This window comes from Corynebacterium sp. HMSC036D03 (assembly GCF_001836185.1).
GTDB lineage: Bacteria > Actinomycetota > Actinomycetes > Mycobacteriales > Mycobacteriaceae > Corynebacterium > Corynebacterium simulans.
Genome location: NZ_KV827713.1, coordinates 44595 through 60927, shown reverse-complemented (window position 1 = coordinate 60927; position 16333 = coordinate 44595). Strand labels below are relative to the sequence as shown.

Here is a 16333-nt window from a genome sequence, read left to right as displayed (position 1 = left end):
TTAGTTCTCCTATTCCGGCTTATGCGGATCTTTAACCCGCGGGTTTGGATACGGCCATGGATTCGGCTCGCAGGTTACATCCTCGTTGGGATAGACTTCTTTGGAATCTTTTTCATAGAGCTCAGCGTTGTTCAAGCTAAGCGTCTGCTGCATCATGACCGGCGCAAGCTTCCCGTTGCCGCCACACGCCTGGTGGGAGGCATAGCCAATGGCATGGCCAAACTCGTGGTTGATGAGGTACTGGCGGTAATTGCCCAAGTCACCTTCGAATGGCAGCGCCCCGCGCACCCAGCGGGACTCGTTGAGATTGACCGTGGACTCACCAGTGATTCCGGTGTGGCAGGAAGTTTCCGTTTCCAGCTGCGCGCCGCAGAGCTCAGCGGTGGTTTCCAGGGAGGTCAAGCGAATACGCGTATCCGGATTTTCATCGGCCTTTACGTGGGCGAATTCGAAGTCACCGGTAGCCGTCCAACCGCGTGGATCCCCCAGCGTTGCATCGACCATGGCAGCAAAGGCGGAGTCGCCTCCGTACGGGGTCGTGTCGACGCCGTTTTCAATCTCTACCGAGTAACGAACCTTCTTCTTGCCGCCCTTACCCGCATGCGCGCCGGCGGTACCCGCATCGTGGTAAGTATCGTCGCCCTTTTCCGAGAAATCACCGCCGGCAGGTAGCCCCTCCTTCGCCACAGCAATGTGGCTGGCCTTGGCGGGATCGGGGCCTACTCGGTCTTCTTCGGAGGTAGCCGCCGCGTCTCTGCCGGAAGCTACGGTGGCCTCTTCTTCTTGCGCGGGACGTGCGACGTCGACAAGCACCCAAACGGTCAGCACCACCATCACTGGGATCGCAACAACGCGCCACCAACCATAAGCCTGTGCAAACCTGACGATCCACGGATCTTGGCCAGGCTTGCGGTGCGGGTGACGTGGGGCGCGTTGCGAACTATCCACAGGGCTTTTCATGAGGAAATAGATTACCCGTTGCGCCCTTTTTGAGGGCAATTCCTCTGCTAGGGCGCAAACCTCATGGGTTTAAGCGCCTGCAAAACCGACGGCATGGGTCTTAGCGACGCCGATTTCTGCATAGACCACACGGTCAGTGCGGACGATGTACTTGCGGCCCTTGGTGTCTTCCAACTCCAAGGTAGCGTTATCTGCCAATGCGGAATTGACCTTGGCTACCAGCTCTTCCTGAGTGCCCTCTGCGTGAATGACGAGCTCACGGGCGGTGTCTGCGAAACCAATCTTGATATCCATGGAAAGGTCTCCTCCTTAAAAGTTTAATTTAAAGTCTCAATGGCCCCACTATAGCCGTACCGGCTACTATCAAGTTGTGTCATTTCAACAGTCTGAGCCCTCGCAATCACCTACCTTTGCGTCCCTCGGCGTCGCAGCAGAGATCGTAGATGCCCTGGCCAGCCGCGGAATTGAGCGCACGTTCGCCATTCAGGAACTGACTCTTCCGATCGCGCTCGGCGGACAAGACCTCATCGGCCAAGCCCGCACTGGCATGGGAAAGACGCTCGGCTTCGGCATCCCAGTTCTAGATCGTGTGTTTGACGACGCCGATATTAAGGAACTAGACGGCACCCCTCGCGCCCTCATCGTGGTTCCTACTCGCGAGCTTGCGGTCCAAGTCGGCGAAGATCTTTCAGCTGCTGCTCGCAATCTCCCGGTCCGCCTTGCCACTTTGTACGGCGGGCGCCCTTATGAAGAGCAGATCAAGATGCTCAACAAAGGCGTCGATGTTGTCGTAGGTACCCCGGGCCGCCTTTTGGATCTGGTTCAGCAAGGCCACTTGAACCTCGAGCACGTGGCAATCCTCGTGCTCGACGAGGCCGACGAGATGCTTGATCTGGGATTCTTGCCAAATATTGAAAAGATTCTGGAAGCTCTCCACGGCAATGCGCACCAAACCATGCTGTTTTCTGCCACCATGCCTGGCCCTATTTTGACCTTGGCACGTACTTTCATGTCGCGGCCTATCCATATCCGCGCCGAATCAGGCGACGAGAACCAAACTCATGCTTCTACCCGCAAGGTGACCTTCCAGGCTCACCGCATGGACAAGTTGGCAATTGTCTCCCGCGCGCTGCAGGCGGAAGGCCGCGGCAAGACCATCATCTTCGCCCGTACCAAGCGCTCGGCAGCGGAAGTTGCAGACGAACTAGCTCAGCGCGGGTTTAGAGTCGGCGCAGTGCACGGTGATTTGGGCCAAGCAGCGCGTGAAAAGTCCCTCAACGCATTCCGCGGGGGCAAGGTGGAAATTCTCGTCGCCACCGACGTTGCCGCACGCGGTATCGACGTCGACGATGTCACCCACGTCATCAACTATCAGGTTCCAGATGACCCTATGACCTTTGTCCACCGCATTGGCCGCACTGGCCGCGCAGGCCATACCGGCACCGCAATCACCTTGGTGGGCTACGACGAGCTGGGTAAATGGCGCTTTATCAACGACGAACTCGACCTCAACGAAGCAGAACCGCCGCAGTGGTTTAGCACCTCCCCCGAGCTTGCCGAGGCCCTAGGTTTTGAAGAGGGCATTGCCGAGTCCGTCGGCCCCGCGACTAAGGTAATCGGCACAACCCGCCTGCGCGAAAAGCCTTCGCCACGCAATTCCACCCGAACCCGCCGTTCCAGGAGCCGCCGTCGATGAGCAAGACCCCAATCCTTCGCGCGAGCGCGACTGACTGGAAGTTGACTGGCGCCATCGCTGCGGTGTGTGCGATCGCTGTAGGAGGAGCCTACTTTAGCGCCGATATCCGCGACTCTGAGCTGGTTCCGGCAAGCCATGCCATGCCTGACGACGTCGAGGTGCTCGCGGAACCCCCGGTCAAGCTTGCCGAATCCTTCCGCTTGCCCAATACGCCCGTGCCGGGCCAATACCGCGCGCTTTCTGCGAAGGGGCTGACCATCACGCACGAGGGTGAAACAATTACTGCCTCTGACCCGAATGGCAATCCGGTATGGCACTACACGCGTGCGGGTTTAGACTTGTGTTCCCTGGGCACTGCTTGGGGCAAGGTAGTTGCCACCTACCGCACCGGCGTGGGCTGTGGCGATACCGTGGCTATTGATGCGGCGACGGGTCAGTACTCGGATACGCGCAGCGCTATCAATTCCGAAGATGTCGTGGCCATTGCCTCCAATGACCGAGTAGGCACCGTCTCTACTGAACGCGTAGACATTTGGCGCTCGGACATGGTGCGCACCATCGAGTACGGCGATGTTAAGGCCAAGCAAGAGCCGGATATGCAGGAACACGAGGAGTGTTCCATCACCTCGGCTCTAACGCGCACTGAAAACCTCGCCGTTACTGAGTCCTGCCCAGAGAATCCAAACGTTACGTCGCTGCGCCTGATGGGCGCCACCCCGGAGGATTCGCGTAAGCCGGAGATTTCCGCCGATGCCACCATGGATAATCAAGGCTCGAGGCTAATTGCAGTGGGCCAAAAGGCCGCGGCGGTCTATCAGCCCGGCGAGACCCCGCGCATCGATTCTTACTCTGAGACCGGCGAAAAGACCGCCTCACAACCGGTTGCGCCTTCCCCGGAGGTTAATAACTCTTCGACGCCTTTCGCACCGGCTACAGCGGATCTTCCACACCACATGTCTTGGTTTGATGGCCAGCGCCTCTATTTGTTTACTCCGACTACGCTCAAGGTGGACCACGTCTTTGAGGACGCAATCGGAACCGGCATGGCAGTAGGAGATCGCCTGCTTATGCCAACCGATGAGGGAATCGCAGTGGTCAACTGGAGCACCGGTGAAACCGAACGCAACATCCCCGTCGACCGCGGCGACTACGAGGGCCCCGTCTTCCTCACGCAGTCTGGAACCGCCATCGTGGAACAACGCGGCGACACCGCAGTGGGCCTTAGCGCGCTTTAAAGCGCTGCCCGCACAATCGCCGCTGCCAGCGGCCCTAGCTAGCCACGAAAGTTGGCCTCGGCCCACTTCGCGGAGTCCGGCACGACCATCACGAAATACAGCGCGGCAAGAGCGCTGGCAAGAGTGATAACACCCAGCACCGCAGCGCCGCCGCTAAACATCTGGAAAGAGCTCGCGGCAAGGATGATCTCGACGAGGACCACTGCTCCCCTGCCCCAGCGCTTACCCTTTACAAAGGCTAGGGCACCGATAATCACAAAGCCGAACACGATGAAGATGAAGACAGCGGTGCCGAAACCAACGAAGTTGGAAGCGCCTGCCTCAGAGACCATCGAAGCGTTCTCAGCACCCTTCAATTCACGGATAATGAGGAAGAGGCCGAAGGCAATAACAGCCACGGACTGCACGATGGCAATGCCCGCAGCAATCAGCACCGAGCGCGGCGCGCCCGAATTCGCCGCGGCGCTTTTTTCAAACTTTTTGGCAGTGTTCTTCTTCGAATTCTTCTCAGTCACGCGCCACAGTCTACTCACCTGTTTAAAGCATGAGACGCATTGTCATGCCGTTACGGCGCGCGGATTTGATAACGCGTGGAAACAAGTACTGCCAATACGCGCCCTTAACTTTCGACGCGGATGCGCATCGGGGGCATCTGTCCAGAAGTAGATTTGACGGGATCCAAGTCACCACACTCACCTAAAATCACCCAAAGTGGCAGGTAAACTAATTATTGCCAGCTTTCTTGCAGGAAGAAGGGCGCCATTTTTCGCCGTTCACTTGCATGAAAGTCAGTGATCTTTGCCACAATTTATCTCTTAACCCTAGCGGGATGGAGGTAAACATGTCATGATTCTCAAGTAGCAAAAACAACGGGCTGTTTAAGCAGTCCAAAACTTGGAAAAACATCCAAGTGAACACAAAGTGAATCATGGCGGTGCCGACGCTGGCCCTAACTCGAGACAGGGCCCCACTGAGTGCAGACCGGTTCACTCCCACCCCTGTTAATTGCTGTAGTCCGCATTTGTGGACCGCAGAGACCTGTCATGCTGTCTAAATTTTGTTAGGAGATTTCAATCATGGATTGGCGCCACGAAGCTGTTTGCCGCGACGAAGACCCAGAGCTGTTCTTCCCAGTAGGCAACTCCGGCCCTGCACTTACCCAGATCGCAAAGGCCAAGCTGGTTTGCAACCGCTGCCCAGTTTCCTCCGCTTGCCTGAAGTGGGCACTGGAGTCCGGCCAGGATGCCGGCGTCTGGGGCGGTATGTCTGAGGAAGAGCGCCGCGCTCTCAAGCGCCGCCGCAACCGCGGCCGCGGCCGCGCACGCGTTACCGTTTAAATTTCACTCCCCTATTTCTCCGCTGACCTAACCCGATTTCCCACCGGCTGATCCAGCCACTAAAGTCAGTGGGTAAGTAATTTATCCGCTCACCTATTAGCAAGGAGGCCGCCCATGTCTAAGCGTGGTCGTAAGCGCAAGGATCGCCGTAAGAAGAGTGCAAATCACGGCAAGCGTCCTAGCGCATAAATAAGCAGCACGACAAAGGCTCGCTCTCCCTTCATTGAAGGAAGGCGAGCCTTTTGCTGTATCTAAAATAAGCTGCTGAATCTACCTTTGGATTTTAATTCCAGCGAACCTCGGTACGAGTTATTTCGATGGTGATGCGCTGACGCAGCGACTGTGGCGCTTTGGTGCCAGAACAACACTTGCGAACGAGCGCACGAACCACTTCTTCGCTTTCAAGCCGTGCTTGGCATTCGTCGCACTGGGCAATATGTTCACGGATTTCTAGCGCACGCGCATAGCTTGTGCGCTCATCCAATAGCTCGCAAAACAGTGCCTGGACCTCAGGAGAATTACATGCGCCGCAATTGTTTCCTGTAGCGTTGCTCATTGCTTCTCCTCCATGTCTGGGTGGTTGAGACCGATGCCTTCTTCTCTAGCCACGTCTTTCAACGCGCCACGAAGGAGTTTTCTTCCACGATGTAGCCGGCTCATGACCGTGCCAAGTGGAGTGTCCATAATTTCTGCGATTTCCTTGTACGCCAGGCCTACGACGTCGGCGTAATAGACAACCATGCGATAATCCTCCGGCAAATCATTCATAGCCTCGGAGATCGCGGAATCCGGCATCAACTTCAATGCTTCGACTTCGGCCGATTCCAGGCCGGTCGAATCATGGCCGGCAGTTGTATAGAGCTGAAAATCGCTCAGATCATCTGCTGAAGATTCCGCCGGGCGGCGCTTCGCCTTGCGATAGGAGTTGATGTAGGTATTGGTCATGATTCGGTAGAGCCAAGCTTTGAGGTTGGTGCCTTGCTTGAAGGAGCCGAAATTCTTATAAGCCTTCAAATAGGTCTCTTGAATCAAGTCTTCGGCGTCCTGCGGGTTGCGCGTAAGACGCATGGCTCCACCGTAGAGTTGGTCGAGCAAGGGCAGTGCTTGCTCCTCAAAGAGGCGCTGACTGTCCTTAGCGCTAGTAATTTTTGTAGCCACGTATCCCATCCTAATGGGTTGGCATGACGCGGCTACTAAAATGCAGCTTATGTCCAAGTCCAAGAAAACTCCGCATGCCGCTACCCCAGCTTTAAAGATCTTGGAAGAAGCGGGGATCCCACATGAGGTGGCAATCTTCGAGGGCGGTACGGATCATTTCGGCGACACTGCCGCAGCGGAACTAGGCATCGATGCTGATCGCGTATTCAAAACTCTGGTGGTCGATCTCACCGCAGGCAAAGGCGCCAAGCGGGAATTAGCGGTTTGCGTGCTGCCAGTCTCACACAAGCTCAGCCTAAAGAAGGCGGCCGCGGCATTCGGTGCGGCGAAGGCGACGATGGCCGATCCACAAGATGCCTCGAAATCCTCCGGCTATATTCCAGGCGGAATCTCTCCGCTAGGCCAAAAGCACGTTCTTCCCACCGCAATTGATGAAACGGCTGTCCTCTTCGACACCATCTTTTTCTCCGGCGGGCGCCGTGGCCTCGACATCGAAGTGAATGCGGAGGACTTAGCCAAGGTTCTCGATTTCACTTTCACCGACCTGGTAGCGCAGTAGTTGGCGCAGCAATCGTTCTAGAACAGCCCTTCCGGGGATTGTTCTGCAATAAGCTCGGCATAGTCGTTACGCACGTTGCCCACGGCTGGATCCGCGGGCCGCGCCTGAAAACCGGTGACGGTGCTTGGCTCGAGCAGAGGCTCGCCTGCCAGCCATGGCCCGATTTCCTCCTGCCGCAGGAACTTAGGCAGGCGGCCGTGCAGCCACGCCATTTCTTCGGTGGCTTCGGTGGTAATCATCGTGGCTGAAAGCCTGTCTTGGCCCGAGGACCACAGCCCGGCAGCAAAGAGCATGCCCTCTGGGCCGGTGACGTAATAGGGCGTCTTCTTGCCCTTGCCCTTGGCCTTGGTTCCACCGCCTGGGCTTGGTACGTCAGCTTTCCATTCGTAGTAGCCGTCCAACGGAATGATGCAGCGATTGTGCGCGAAAGCCTCGCGGAACGAAGGCTTAGTCGCCACGGTTTCGGCACGCGCGTTAAAAAGCGGCGGACCGTTTAGGTCCTTCTTCCAATGTGGGATAAGACCCCAGCGTGCTGGCTCCACACGTGCTACGGATTCCTGTACACGCACCACGGCAATCGGCTGTGTCGGGGCGATGTTATAACGCGCCGGCGGCAGCCCTTGTGGGGCGTGGACCTCCTCAATACCTGGCCAGTCGCCAACCGCGGCGAGTAAAGACTCGCTGAACAAAACAAATCTTCCGCACATGAACTTATATTATGGACTACATGTCTTTGTATTGGTCAGCCCCGCGTGCCACCGGCCCACTGGATTGGGAACAACCCATTCCAGGGTCGAAGTCGATCACTAACCGCGCCTATATTCTGGCAGCGTTGGCTGACTCTCCATCTATCCTGCGCAATCCGTTGCAGTCACGCGATACGCGTCTTATGGAGGCAGCGCTTGAGTCCATGGGCGTTGCCTTCCGCCACGAAGGCAACGACGTCCACGTCAATCCGGGCCCGCTGCACGGCGCCACCGTCGAGTGCGGTCTCGCAGGAACGGTCATGCGCTTTGTCCCACCCGTCGCAGCACTAGCCAATGGCCCTGTCCGCATCGACGGTGACCCGCAAGCACGCAAGCGCCCAATGGGCACGATGCTTTCCGCACTGCGCAGCCTCGGCGTTGAGGTCGAGGGCGAGGGCCTGCCCTTTGCCATCTCGTCCACGTCAGTTCCAGTAGGCGGCGCAGTGACTATCGACGCCTCCGGTTCCTCCCAGTTCGTCTCCGGGCTCTTGCTTTCGGGCGCGCGCTTTAGGGAAGGCATCACCGTCACCCACGAAGGCGGCCCGCTTCCTTCCCTGCCGCATATCGAGATGACCTGTGCGATGCTGCGCCAAGCCGGCGTCGAAGTCGAAGAAAGTAACAATACCTGGCGCGTTAGCCCCGGCCCCATCGCCGGCGGGGAATGGAACATCGAGCCCGATCTCTCCAACGCCACTCCGTTCATGGCCGCAGCAGCGGTTGCTGGCGGTCGCGTAACCATCCCGCAGTGGCCACAGCACACGACCCAGCCGGGCGCTGAGATGTGCGAGATCCTGCAAGCCATGGGCGCCCACGTGGAACAAACAGAAGATTCCGTCACCGTCATCGGTGCCGCGGACGGCGACCTGCATGGCATCGAAAAGCACATGGGCGATATCGGCGAGCTCACGCCTACCGTCGCTGCCCTGTGTGCGCTTGCTTCCTCGCCCTCGCGTCTTAACGGCATCGCTCACCTGCGCGGCCACGAAACAGACCGTCTGACAGCGCTCGCAACCGAAATCAACGCCCTAGGTGGCAAGGTCACGGAGCTTTCCGACGGCCTCTATATCGAACCGGCGCAGCTCCACGGCGGGAAGTGGAATTCCTACGCGGACCACCGCATGGCAACCGCCGGCGCCATCATCGGGCTGCGCGTTAAAGGCGTGGAAGTAGAAGACATCAACACCACTGCGAAAACACTTCCTGGCTTTGCGGGAATGTGGGAAGAAATGCTGGAGGCCGCCCGTGGCTAGAAGTGCACGCTCATACGACGAATCCGACGTACGTATCCGCCCCGGTAAGGGCTCGCGTCCGCGTACAAAGGACCGCCCCAAGCACAAGGACGCCAAATTCGGCATGGTGGTGACCAAAGACCGCGGCCGCTGGGGCGTAGCGCTCGACGAGGGACCGCAGGTCGTCGCCATGCGTGCACGCGAGATGGGCCGCACCCCGGTCGAGGTCGGTGACCGAGTCGGCGTCGTCGGTGATACCAGCGGGCGCAAGGACACCCTCGCACGCATCGTCAAGCTTGCGGAGCGCACTTCTGTTTTGCGCCGCACTGCCGACGATACGGATCCTTATGAGCGCATCGTCGTCGCCAACGCCGACCGCATGCTCATCGTCACCGCAGTAGCGGATCCTCCCCCACGCTCTGGCTTTGTAGAGCGCGCACTCATCGCCGCCTTCGTCGGCAACGTGCACCCAGTGCTCTGTCTGACCAAGACCGATCTCACTGACCCGACACCTTTTGCTGCCGAATTCGCAGATCTTGACGTCACCGTCGTCGAGGCGGGCGTCGATGACTCCTTGGACCAAGTGCGTGATGTGATAAATGGCCACGTCACGGCCCTTATCGGGCACTCCGGCGTAGGTAAATCCACGCTCGTTAATCGCTTGGTTCCCGACGCTAAGCGCGAGACCGGTGAGGTCTCCGCCGTGGGCAAGGGACGCCATACCTCCACGCAATCCGTCGCTCTTCCGCTGCCAGAAGAGCTTTGTGCAGACGGCGGCTGGATTATCGATACCCCAGGCATCCGTTCCTTTGGCCTAGCGCATGTCGACGCCGATACAGTCCTCGGTGTCTTTGAAGATCTAGCCGCGGCAACAGAATATTGCCCACGCGGCTGCACGCACGTCGGTCCCCCAGCCGATCCAGAATGCGGGCTGGATCTGAAAATCCCCGAAGGCTCAGCCTCCGCCCGCCGTCGTGACGCGGTGCGCAAGCTGCTCGAAGCGCTGCGCACCAACGTCGATTGGGAAAATTAGAGCAGCTCCACCAAGAAGGGCAGCTCAGATGGGTCGTAGAACGCCATAAAGTTATCCAGGGCGTCTCCTACGGCCAGCTCCGCGTCTTCGTCACCAAGATCGGCGTTATCGATGACCTCGATGGCCTTCGCGGTAGCTTCCTCAGACTCTTCCACGTCCACGTGGATAGCCTGCAGGTTTTCCTCCGTAATGACTGCAGGATTCAGCTTGACTACCGGATCACCCATGTCAGGCTGGGGAGTTAACACGGACTCGTCAACGTCTACCGAAATAACTACGCGACGATGCGGGAAATTCTCCTCGTCGCCAATGGCGAGCAGGCGAAGGGATGCCATGGAGGCTTCCAGGAAGGCGGAGTAGGCAATCTCTTCTTCATCGCCCTCGGTGTAGAACTCGCGCAGCGCTGGGGTCACGGTAAAGCCCCAACCGGAGCGTGCGGCCAACTGGCCGGTCTCCTTAAGCTCGCTGAGCATAGCGAAGGTCGCTGGCAGATAAACGCGCACCTTAGCCACTTAGAACTCACCCTCGATGTCGAATACAGCCTGGACCTCGACGCTGGTGCGGTCGAAGACGGTATACAGCATGCCGAGCATTCCGAAATCAACGGCAGCACGTACGTTGAGAATGGAGTCATCGACCATGACGCAGTCATTGATTGGCAGCTCGATGGCATCCGCCGCAGCCTGGAAGGCAGCCAACTCAGGCTTTTCTGCCCCAATTTCGCCGGAAAGAATGACCGCATCAACGATGCCGCGGTATTCCCACTCGCGGATATGCTCTGCGCCTGGGCCACCTGGATCATTAGACAGGATGGCGGTCGCTACGCCGTTAGCCTTGGCTGCAGCGAACAGGGAACGCCAGCGCTTGACGTCTTCCTCGGTGCCGTCCAAGACACCAACGAAATCTACGATAAGACCGCGCATTTAAACTTCCTTAATACTAAAAGAGCGGGTGTGCTTTTTGACGGACGAAAGTATATCTAAAAATAAAAAATATCGCGCCCACCCCTTTCAGTATTCTCACAGGAGCCAGCGCTTTCCGACGCCACGTGGCACAATGGTGGGTGCGTTCGCCTCCTGTATGACCTGCAGGAAGGCTCACTTAAGTTGTATTCACCTATCCCCGGTTTTAGCCACCTCAAGCTCTATACCGCGCCCGATCGAGTGCGCTATGAGAGAAAGCCCACGGAAGAAGACCTTTCCGCCCGCAAGGAAATCCTCGACCTTGTCATCTTCGCACTGGAGGTTACGGGCGGGCTGCGCCCACTACATCATCTAGCGGGCAATAAATACAACCGCGATATCAAAGTGCATTTACGCGCTTGGGCGCTCAATCACCGACCCCACGATAGGCCGCTGCGCGCACAGCTGCGAAGCCTGCACGCCCGTGCTAACGGTGAGTTCTTTGGCTCAGCCGATATTGGCGGCAAACACCATGGTTTTACCGGCTCCTTCAAGCACAATCGGCTAGAAGAGTTCCGCTTGCTCTCCCTTGGCCACAACCTGAATATCTAGGATTAAGGGGGCAGGACTCGCACCAACTACTTAGGGCCAAATATTAAAGCGAACCGAGGCGCAGAAGGATGTCGGTCCAATCCACCGAGGTCCATGCGTCGACGCCGAGACCAATCACAGAGGCGATGCCGCCGAAGAGCATGCCGATCTGGCCGAAGGCAGGGCGTTCTTCGGGGGTCTTACTGGGTTTTCCTTCTGCAATGCGTTCTGCGCATTCTGCAACCGTGAGATTCTCGGTTTCGGCAGCAGAAAAGTAGTCTTCCATGCCTGCAGCGACAACAGCCTCATGGCAGGAACGCGGTTCCTGCTCAACCTCGCCGTAGGCTTGTGCGGTTCCGCTCAGGAGCGTGGCAGACAAAAATGCCGAAAATCCCAGGCTGAGTGAACGACTGCGCACGGAGTTACCCTTCTTAGAAAAAGAAAATCTATTGTTAGCTTCCTTCTAGAGTATAGGAAACTGACATAAAACTTAAAGCGCCTGACCAATTTCTTGGCCAGACGCTTCAAATGAGCTTAAATCCGTTAAGCCTCGGTGGTTTCAGGGGAAGCTGCCTGCGCTTCCTGCTGCGCCTTGAACTGCTTGCGGAGCATGAACAGCTGGCGGACGGTCTCTTCCTTGACGCCCTCATTCATGGCGTTGAACATCTCGCCGCCTTCCTTCTGGTACTCCACCAGCGGATCGCGCTGTGCCATCGCGCGCAAGCCGATGCCTTCCTTCAGGTAGTCCATCTCGTAGAGGTGTTCACGCCACTTCTGGTCGATAATAGGCAGGATGACCATGCGTTCGGTGTTGCGCATCTGGGACTCGCCGCCGATAGCGCTAACGGACTCTTCGAGTTCGTCGTACTCGTGGTTAGCATCGCTTAACAATGCATCGCGCAGCTGCTCTGCGCTTAGCTCGCCGGCAGAACCGTACTCGGTGCCCTCCACCAAGGACTCGTGGCTCATAGTCGGGCCATAGAGAGACTCCAGAGCATTCCACAGCTCGTCCAAGTCCCAGTCCTCGACGTAGCCGGTGGCAGTAGCGCCGGCAACATAAGCCGACACGGTGTCATCGATCATGTCGCGGATGTTGTCCTTGATGTCGCCAGAATCCAAGATGTCGTGGCGGGTCGCGTAGACAACCTTGCGCTGCTCGTTGAGCACTTCGTCATACTTCAGAACGTTCTTACGCATTTCGAAGTTCTGGTTCTCCACCTGTGCCTGGGCGCCCTTGATGGAGTTGGACACCATCTTCGCCTCGATCGGGACATCGTCAGGCACGTTCAGGCGGTTCATCATGTTCTCCATGGACTGGCCCACGAAGCGAACCATCAGCTCATCACGCATCGAAAGGTAGAAGCGGGTCTCACCTGGATCGCCCTGACGGCCGGAACGGCCACGCAGCTGGTTGTCGATACGGCGGGATTCGTGGCGCTCGGTGCCTAGAACATAAAGGCCGCCTGCCTCACGGACCTCGTCACCCAGGCGCTTGGAACGCTCACGCTCCTCGTCAATCTCAGCGTCCCATGCCTCCTGGTAACGCTCTTCATCCTCGAAAGGATCGAGGCCGCGCTCACGCAGCTTCTCGTCCAGAATGACCTCGGGGTTGCCACCCAGCACGATATCGGTACCACGGCCTGCCATGTTGGTAGCAACGGTTACGGTGCCAGGGCGACCGGCGCGGGCGACAATCTGGCCCTCTTCCTCGTGGTGCTTCGCGTTAAGGACTGAGTGCTTGACGCCACGCTTGGTCAAAAGCTGGGACAGGTACTCGGAGCGCTCAACGGAGGTGGTACCAACCAGGACCGGCTGACCGGCCTCGACGTGCTCAGCAATGTCATCGACGACTGCGGCGAACTTTGCTTCCTGCGTCTTGTAGATGCGGTCAGCCTGGTCAACACGCTGGTTCGGCTTGTTCGTCGGAATCGGTACAACATCGAGACCATAAATGGAGTGCAGCTCGGCAGCCTCGGTCTCTGCGGTACCGGTCATGCCGGAAATCTTCTCGTACAGGCGGAAGTAGTTCTGCAGAGTAACGGTCGCCAGAGTCTGGTTCTCGTTCTTGATCTCCACGTTTTCCTTGGCCTCAATGGCCTGGTGCATGCCCTCGTTGTAGCGACGGCCTGCCAGCACGCGGCCGGTGAAAGAGTCAACGATCATGACCTCACCGTTACGCACGATGTAGTCCTTATCGCGCGCAAACAGTTCCTTCGCCTTCAGCGCGTTGTTCAGGTAAGACACGAGCTGCGAGTGCTCTGGGGCATAGAGGTTGTCGATGCCCAGCTGGTCCTCCACGAATTCCACGCCATCCTCGAGCACACCGATGGTGCGCTTCTTGTGGTCCACTTCGTAGTGGATGCCCTCGCGCATCTTCGGCGCAATCTGGGAGAAGACGTTGTAGAACTGGGAGGTTCCGTCCACCGGGCCGGAGATGATAAGCGGGGTACGGGCTTCGTCGATAAGAATGGAGTCAACCTCATCGACGATGCAGAAGTTATGGCCGCGCTGGACAACGTCGTCAAGCGTGCGGACCATGTTATCGCGCAGATAGTCAAAACCCAGCTCGTTGTTGGTGCCGTAGGTGATATCGCAGCCGTAGGCTTCCTTGCGCTGTGCAGGGCGCATCTCGGAAAGAATGACGCCAACGCTAAGGCCCAGCCAGCGGTGCACACGACCCATCATCTCGGCGTCACGCTTTGCCAAGTAATCGTTGACGGTAACGATGTGCACGCCCTTGCCCTCAAGCGCATTGAGGTAAGCCGGCAGCAGCGAGGTCAGAGTCTTGCCCTCACCGGTGCGCATCTCGGCAACGTTGCCGAAGTGCAGCGCCGCGCCACCCATGATCTGCACCTTGTAGTGCTTCTGATCGAGCACGCGCCAAGCGGCTTCACGAACGGTGGCAAAAGCCTCGAGAAGAATGTCATTCATCTCTTCGCCGGCCCCCAGGCGGTCCTTGAATTCCTGGGTCTTTGCCTTTAGTTCTGCATCAGATAGCGCGGCGTACTCCGCATCGAGAGCAATAACGTCATCAGCCATCTTCGCTAGGCGCTTGACGGTGCGTCCTTCGCCTGCGCGCAGCAGCTTGGAGAGTCCAAACACTTCTAGATAGTCCTTCTTATCGCGACAAAATAGTTAACTTCTCGTCATTGTACCCACTGGGTAGTTAAAGCTTGATTCCGACCACCTTATGAACCCCTGAACGTTTGCAGTGCGTCGGCAAAACTTTAGCCCCTCCGCCGCGGCGCATAGGCCCTGACAATCAGGGACTTAAGCGAACGCGGCGGAAGGGCTAAAACTTAAAAGGAGTTAGGTTTACTCCTCAGTTGCCTCCTCCGACAGGGAGATGATGCCGTAGTCGAAAGCGTGACGACGGTAGACCACAGATGGCTTGTTGTTTTCTTCGTTGATGAAGAGATAGAAGTCGTGGCCCACGAGCTCCATCTCGCTCAAAGCATCATCGACGCTCATCGGGGTAGCCGGGTGCTCCTTGGAGCGGACGATCTGGCCAGGGCGAACATCCTCGACGGTTTCTGCATAAGGATCGATGTAGCGCTCTTCCTTCGCGCGCTCGTGCTCTGCAGCAGCAACCATCTCAGCAGCCAGCTCGCCGGTACCCTTCTGTGCGCGGTGACCGGACTTCACGTTCTCACGGCGGACCTTGACCTTACGCAGGGAACGCTCCATCTTTGCCAGAGCGGTTTCCAGCGCTGCGTAGAAGGAATCTTCCTTTGCCTCAGCGCGAGCGATGTGGCCCTTACCCGTTGCGGTGATCTGGATGCGATCAGACTCTGCTTCACGACGCGGGTTCGGCTCGTGCTGGAGCTCCACATGGAAGAAGGTCAGAGTCGGGTCAAGGCGTTCAATCTTGGCCAGCTTTTCGGTGACGCGCTCTTGGAAGTGGTCTGGCACCTCGACGTTACGACCGGTGATGGTGACCTGAGCGTTGGTGGGCTGGGACATTGAGTTGCCTCCCTTATCTCGTGGGGACTGAATGACTGCACATTCCGCAGGTGAAGGGCCCTTTCCGGTGCGACTTTCCAAAATAGAAACCGGATGGTTTAGGACACTTTATCTGCTTCCCTGTGACACTCTTCATGGTAGCACTGGTCATAACCAAGGGGACCAATAGGGCCGGAATTACCCCTGCAACCAACCGAATCTAAGCTTCTGCCAGTACGATTGCCCCGTCAGGGACTCCCCCACTGCCCCGCAGGCGGCTGGCGCTGGCCACCAAAGTTGCGCCGGTGGTTACCACGTCGTCGACAAGCAGCAATCGTCGTCCCACAATCCGGCTTGCAGCGGGCCTGACCTGCACCGCTGCGCGCATATTGTCCCAGCGTTGAGTTGCAGAAAGCTCGGATTGATCGGCCGCTGACTCCCGAACTTCCAACGCCTCGCATACGCTTACCCGCGGCAAGGTCTTGGCCACCTGCATGCAAATCTGCGCTACTGGGTCGCCACCGCGTGCTCGCGCCGAAGAACGCCGCGTGGGGGCTGGCACCAGCACTAATTCCTCCGGAATCTCGCCGCGCGCCCGCAAATGCTCAATGCCTGCGGCATAAACTGCTGCCACATGGCTGCGCACTTTGCGGTTACCCCGCTCCTTCATGGCCACGATGAGGTTTCGCCGCACGTCCGAATAGGGCCCGAGCGCCCATACCGGCATCCCCAATGGGACTGGCCTAGCAATCTGTTGCGGCAGCGCCCGCAAATGCAGCTGGCAACGCGCACATAGATGTGCTGCAGCCTCTAGCTCTCCCCCGCATCCGGCACACTGATGCGGAACAACTATTTCTAACAAGGCCGCCGCACGCTGTGCCAAAACGCGCGAATCCCAATGCTTACCTACTAGTGCCACCTATCTCTTCTCCCCCGAGCACTCGG

General features: G+C 57.9%; 20 protein-coding genes. 8 read left to right on the top strand and 12 right to left on the bottom strand.

Annotated features, from left to right (window positions below):
- Positions 1-9 precede the first annotated feature (9 nt).
- Positions 10-960 (bottom strand): DUF3152 domain-containing protein, encoded by a 951-nt coding sequence (locus tag HMPREF2692_RS01170; RefSeq protein ID WP_083323790.1) that lies wholly within the window; start codon positions 958-960, stop codon positions 10-12.
- A gap of 69 nt (positions 961-1029) precedes the next feature.
- On the bottom strand, positions 1030-1254 hold the full coding sequence (locus HMPREF2692_RS01165; protein ID WP_061921035.1) for a DUF3107 domain-containing protein: 225 nt from the start codon (positions 1252-1254) through the stop codon (positions 1030-1032).
- Between the two features lie 76 nt (positions 1255-1330).
- On the opposite strand from HMPREF2692_RS01165, the gene HMPREF2692_RS01160 reads away from it, so the two are divergent.
- Together HMPREF2692_RS01160 and HMPREF2692_RS01155 are read left to right on the top strand one after the other, a co-directional pair.
- The gene (locus HMPREF2692_RS01160) at positions 1331-2656 is read left to right on the top strand and encodes a DEAD/DEAH box helicase (RefSeq protein WP_070822443.1); all 1326 of its coding nucleotides are present in this window, start codon (positions 1331-1333) and stop codon (positions 2654-2656) included.
- Complete coding sequence (locus HMPREF2692_RS01155) at positions 2653-3891, top strand: Rv3212 family protein (protein ID WP_062035661.1); 1239 nt, start codon at positions 2653-2655, stop codon at positions 3889-3891. Before HMPREF2692_RS01160 ends, HMPREF2692_RS01155 begins: the two co-directional genes overlap by 4 nt.
- Positions 3892-3929: 38 nt before the next feature.
- Here HMPREF2692_RS01155 and HMPREF2692_RS01150 read toward each other — a convergent pair whose 3' ends face one another.
- Positions 3930-4406, bottom strand: coding sequence for a hypothetical protein (locus HMPREF2692_RS01150; protein WP_062035662.1), 477 nt, complete (start codon positions 4404-4406; stop codon positions 3930-3932).
- A gap of 561 nt (positions 4407-4967) precedes the next feature.
- Here HMPREF2692_RS01150 and HMPREF2692_RS01145 point away from each other — a divergent pair.
- Together HMPREF2692_RS01145 and HMPREF2692_RS13520 are read left to right on the top strand one after the other, a co-directional pair.
- Positions 4968-5228 carry a WhiB family transcriptional regulator gene (locus HMPREF2692_RS01145; protein ID WP_061921027.1) on the top strand — a complete coding sequence of 87 codons (261 nt, stop codon included), beginning with the start codon at positions 4968-4970 and terminating at the stop codon, positions 5226-5228.
- A gap of 114 nt (positions 5229-5342) precedes the next feature.
- The gene (locus tag HMPREF2692_RS13520; RefSeq protein WP_096030696.1) at positions 5343-5417 is read left to right on the top strand and encodes a 50S ribosomal protein bL37; all 75 of its coding nucleotides are present in this window, start codon (positions 5343-5345) and stop codon (positions 5415-5417) included.
- 94 nt (positions 5418-5511) lie between these two features.
- Here the strand turns inward: HMPREF2692_RS13520 and rsrA are convergent, their stop codons facing one another.
- Both rsrA and HMPREF2692_RS01135 read right to left on the bottom strand, forming a co-directional pair.
- Complete coding sequence (gene rsrA, locus HMPREF2692_RS01140) at positions 5512-5784, bottom strand: mycothiol system anti-sigma-R factor (RefSeq protein ID WP_062035663.1); 273 nt, start codon at positions 5782-5784, stop codon at positions 5512-5514.
- The gene (locus HMPREF2692_RS01135) at positions 5781-6386 is read right to left on the bottom strand and encodes a sigma-70 family RNA polymerase sigma factor (RefSeq protein ID WP_371326274.1); all 606 of its coding nucleotides are present in this window, start codon (positions 6384-6386) and stop codon (positions 5781-5783) included. The genes rsrA and HMPREF2692_RS01135 overlap by 4 nt, the downstream gene beginning before the upstream one ends.
- A gap of 40 nt (positions 6387-6426) precedes the next feature.
- Between HMPREF2692_RS01135 and ybaK the strand changes: the two genes are divergently transcribed.
- Positions 6427-6945 carry a Cys-tRNA(Pro) deacylase gene (ybaK, locus tag HMPREF2692_RS01130; protein WP_083323789.1) on the top strand — a complete coding sequence of 173 codons (519 nt, stop codon included), beginning with the start codon at positions 6427-6429 and terminating at the stop codon, positions 6943-6945.
- Positions 6946-6962: 17 nt separating this feature from the next.
- Here ybaK and HMPREF2692_RS01125 read toward each other — a convergent pair whose 3' ends face one another.
- Positions 6963-7652, bottom strand: coding sequence for an SOS response-associated peptidase (locus HMPREF2692_RS01125; RefSeq protein ID WP_070822441.1), 690 nt, complete (start codon positions 7650-7652; stop codon positions 6963-6965).
- Positions 7653-7672: 20 nt separating this feature from the next.
- On the opposite strand from HMPREF2692_RS01125, the gene aroA reads away from it, so the two are divergent.
- Both aroA and rsgA read left to right on the top strand, forming a co-directional pair.
- Positions 7673-8941: a 3-phosphoshikimate 1-carboxyvinyltransferase gene (aroA, locus tag HMPREF2692_RS01120; protein ID WP_235591304.1), complete on the top strand. Its 1269-nt coding sequence runs from the start codon at positions 7673-7675 to the stop codon at positions 8939-8941.
- Positions 8934-9953, top strand: a complete 1020-nt coding sequence (gene rsgA / locus HMPREF2692_RS01115) for a ribosome small subunit-dependent GTPase A (RefSeq protein WP_062035668.1) — start codon at positions 8934-8936, stop codon at positions 9951-9953. Before aroA ends, rsgA begins: the two co-directional genes overlap by 8 nt.
- Here rsgA and HMPREF2692_RS01110 read toward each other — a convergent pair.
- Together HMPREF2692_RS01110 and HMPREF2692_RS01105 are read right to left on the bottom strand one after the other, a co-directional pair.
- The gene (locus tag HMPREF2692_RS01110) at positions 9950-10456 is read right to left on the bottom strand and encodes a DUF6912 family protein (RefSeq protein ID WP_201040661.1); all 507 of its coding nucleotides are present in this window, start codon (positions 10454-10456) and stop codon (positions 9950-9952) included. The genes rsgA and HMPREF2692_RS01110 overlap by 4 nt on opposite strands.
- Before the next feature lie 9 nt (positions 10457-10465).
- Positions 10466-10876 (bottom strand): HAD-IA family hydrolase, encoded by a 411-nt coding sequence (locus HMPREF2692_RS01105; protein ID WP_061921014.1) that lies wholly within the window; start codon positions 10874-10876, stop codon positions 10466-10468.
- Positions 10877-11059: 183 nt separating this feature from the next.
- Here HMPREF2692_RS01105 and HMPREF2692_RS01100 point away from each other — a divergent pair, with 183 nt between their 5' ends.
- On the top strand, positions 11060-11467 hold the full coding sequence (locus HMPREF2692_RS01100) for a hypothetical protein (protein WP_061921012.1): 408 nt from the start codon (positions 11060-11062) through the stop codon (positions 11465-11467).
- A 43-nt stretch (positions 11468-11510) separates the two neighbouring features.
- Here HMPREF2692_RS01100 and HMPREF2692_RS01095 read toward each other — a convergent pair whose 3' ends face one another.
- The 4 genes from HMPREF2692_RS01095 to HMPREF2692_RS01080 all read right to left on the bottom strand — a co-directional run bounded on the left by HMPREF2692_RS01095 (position 11511) and on the right by HMPREF2692_RS01080 (position 16307).
- Positions 11511-11864: a hypothetical protein gene (locus tag HMPREF2692_RS01095; protein WP_062035669.1), complete on the bottom strand. Its 354-nt coding sequence runs from the start codon at positions 11862-11864 to the stop codon at positions 11511-11513.
- 125 nt (positions 11865-11989) lie between these two features.
- The gene (secA, locus tag HMPREF2692_RS01090) at positions 11990-14548 is read right to left on the bottom strand and encodes a preprotein translocase subunit SecA (RefSeq protein ID WP_061921008.1); all 2559 of its coding nucleotides are present in this window, start codon (positions 14546-14548) and stop codon (positions 11990-11992) included.
- Between the two features lie 213 nt (positions 14549-14761).
- Positions 14762-15409, bottom strand: a complete 648-nt coding sequence (gene hpf, locus HMPREF2692_RS01085) for a ribosome hibernation-promoting factor, HPF/YfiA family (protein WP_070822439.1) — start codon at positions 15407-15409, stop codon at positions 14762-14764.
- 199 nt (positions 15410-15608) lie between these two features.
- The gene (locus tag HMPREF2692_RS01080; protein WP_246817627.1) at positions 15609-16307 is read right to left on the bottom strand and encodes a ComF family protein; all 699 of its coding nucleotides are present in this window, start codon (positions 16305-16307) and stop codon (positions 15609-15611) included.
- Positions 16308-16333 lie beyond the last annotated feature (26 nt).

What these genes read in the sequence shown, in the direction of transcription:
- HMPREF2692_RS01170 (WP_083323790.1), bottom strand. Translation starts at nt 960, where the DNA reads ATGAAAAGCCCTGTGGATAGTTCGCAACGCGCCCCACGTCACCCGCAC.
- HMPREF2692_RS01165 (WP_061921035.1), bottom strand. Translation starts at nt 1,254, where the DNA reads ATGGATATCAAGATTGGTTTCGCAGACACCGCCCGTGAGCTCGTCATT.
- HMPREF2692_RS01155 (WP_062035661.1), top strand. Translation starts at nt 2,653, where the DNA reads ATGAGCAAGACCCCAATCCTTCGCGCGAGCGCGACTGACTGGAAGTTG.
- HMPREF2692_RS01145 (WP_061921027.1), top strand. Translation starts at nt 4,968, where the DNA reads ATGGATTGGCGCCACGAAGCTGTTTGCCGCGACGAAGACCCAGAGCTG.
- rsrA (WP_062035663.1), bottom strand. Translation starts at nt 5,784, where the DNA reads ATGAGCAACGCTACAGGAAACAATTGCGGCGCATGTAATTCTCCTGAG.
- ybaK (WP_083323789.1), top strand. Translation starts at nt 6,427, where the DNA reads ATGCAGCTTATGTCCAAGTCCAAGAAAACTCCGCATGCCGCTACCCCA.
- HMPREF2692_RS01125 (WP_070822441.1), bottom strand. Translation starts at nt 7,652, where the DNA reads ATGTGCGGAAGATTTGTTTTGTTCAGCGAGTCTTTACTCGCCGCGGTT.
- aroA (WP_235591304.1), top strand. Translation starts at nt 7,673, where the DNA reads ATGTCTTTGTATTGGTCAGCCCCGCGTGCCACCGGCCCACTGGATTGG.
- HMPREF2692_RS01105 (WP_061921014.1), bottom strand. Translation starts at nt 10,876, where the DNA reads ATGCGCGGTCTTATCGTAGATTTCGTTGGTGTCTTGGACGGCACCGAG.
- hpf (WP_070822439.1), bottom strand. Translation starts at nt 15,409, where the DNA reads ATGTCCCAGCCCACCAACGCTCAGGTCACCATCACCGGTCGTAACGTC.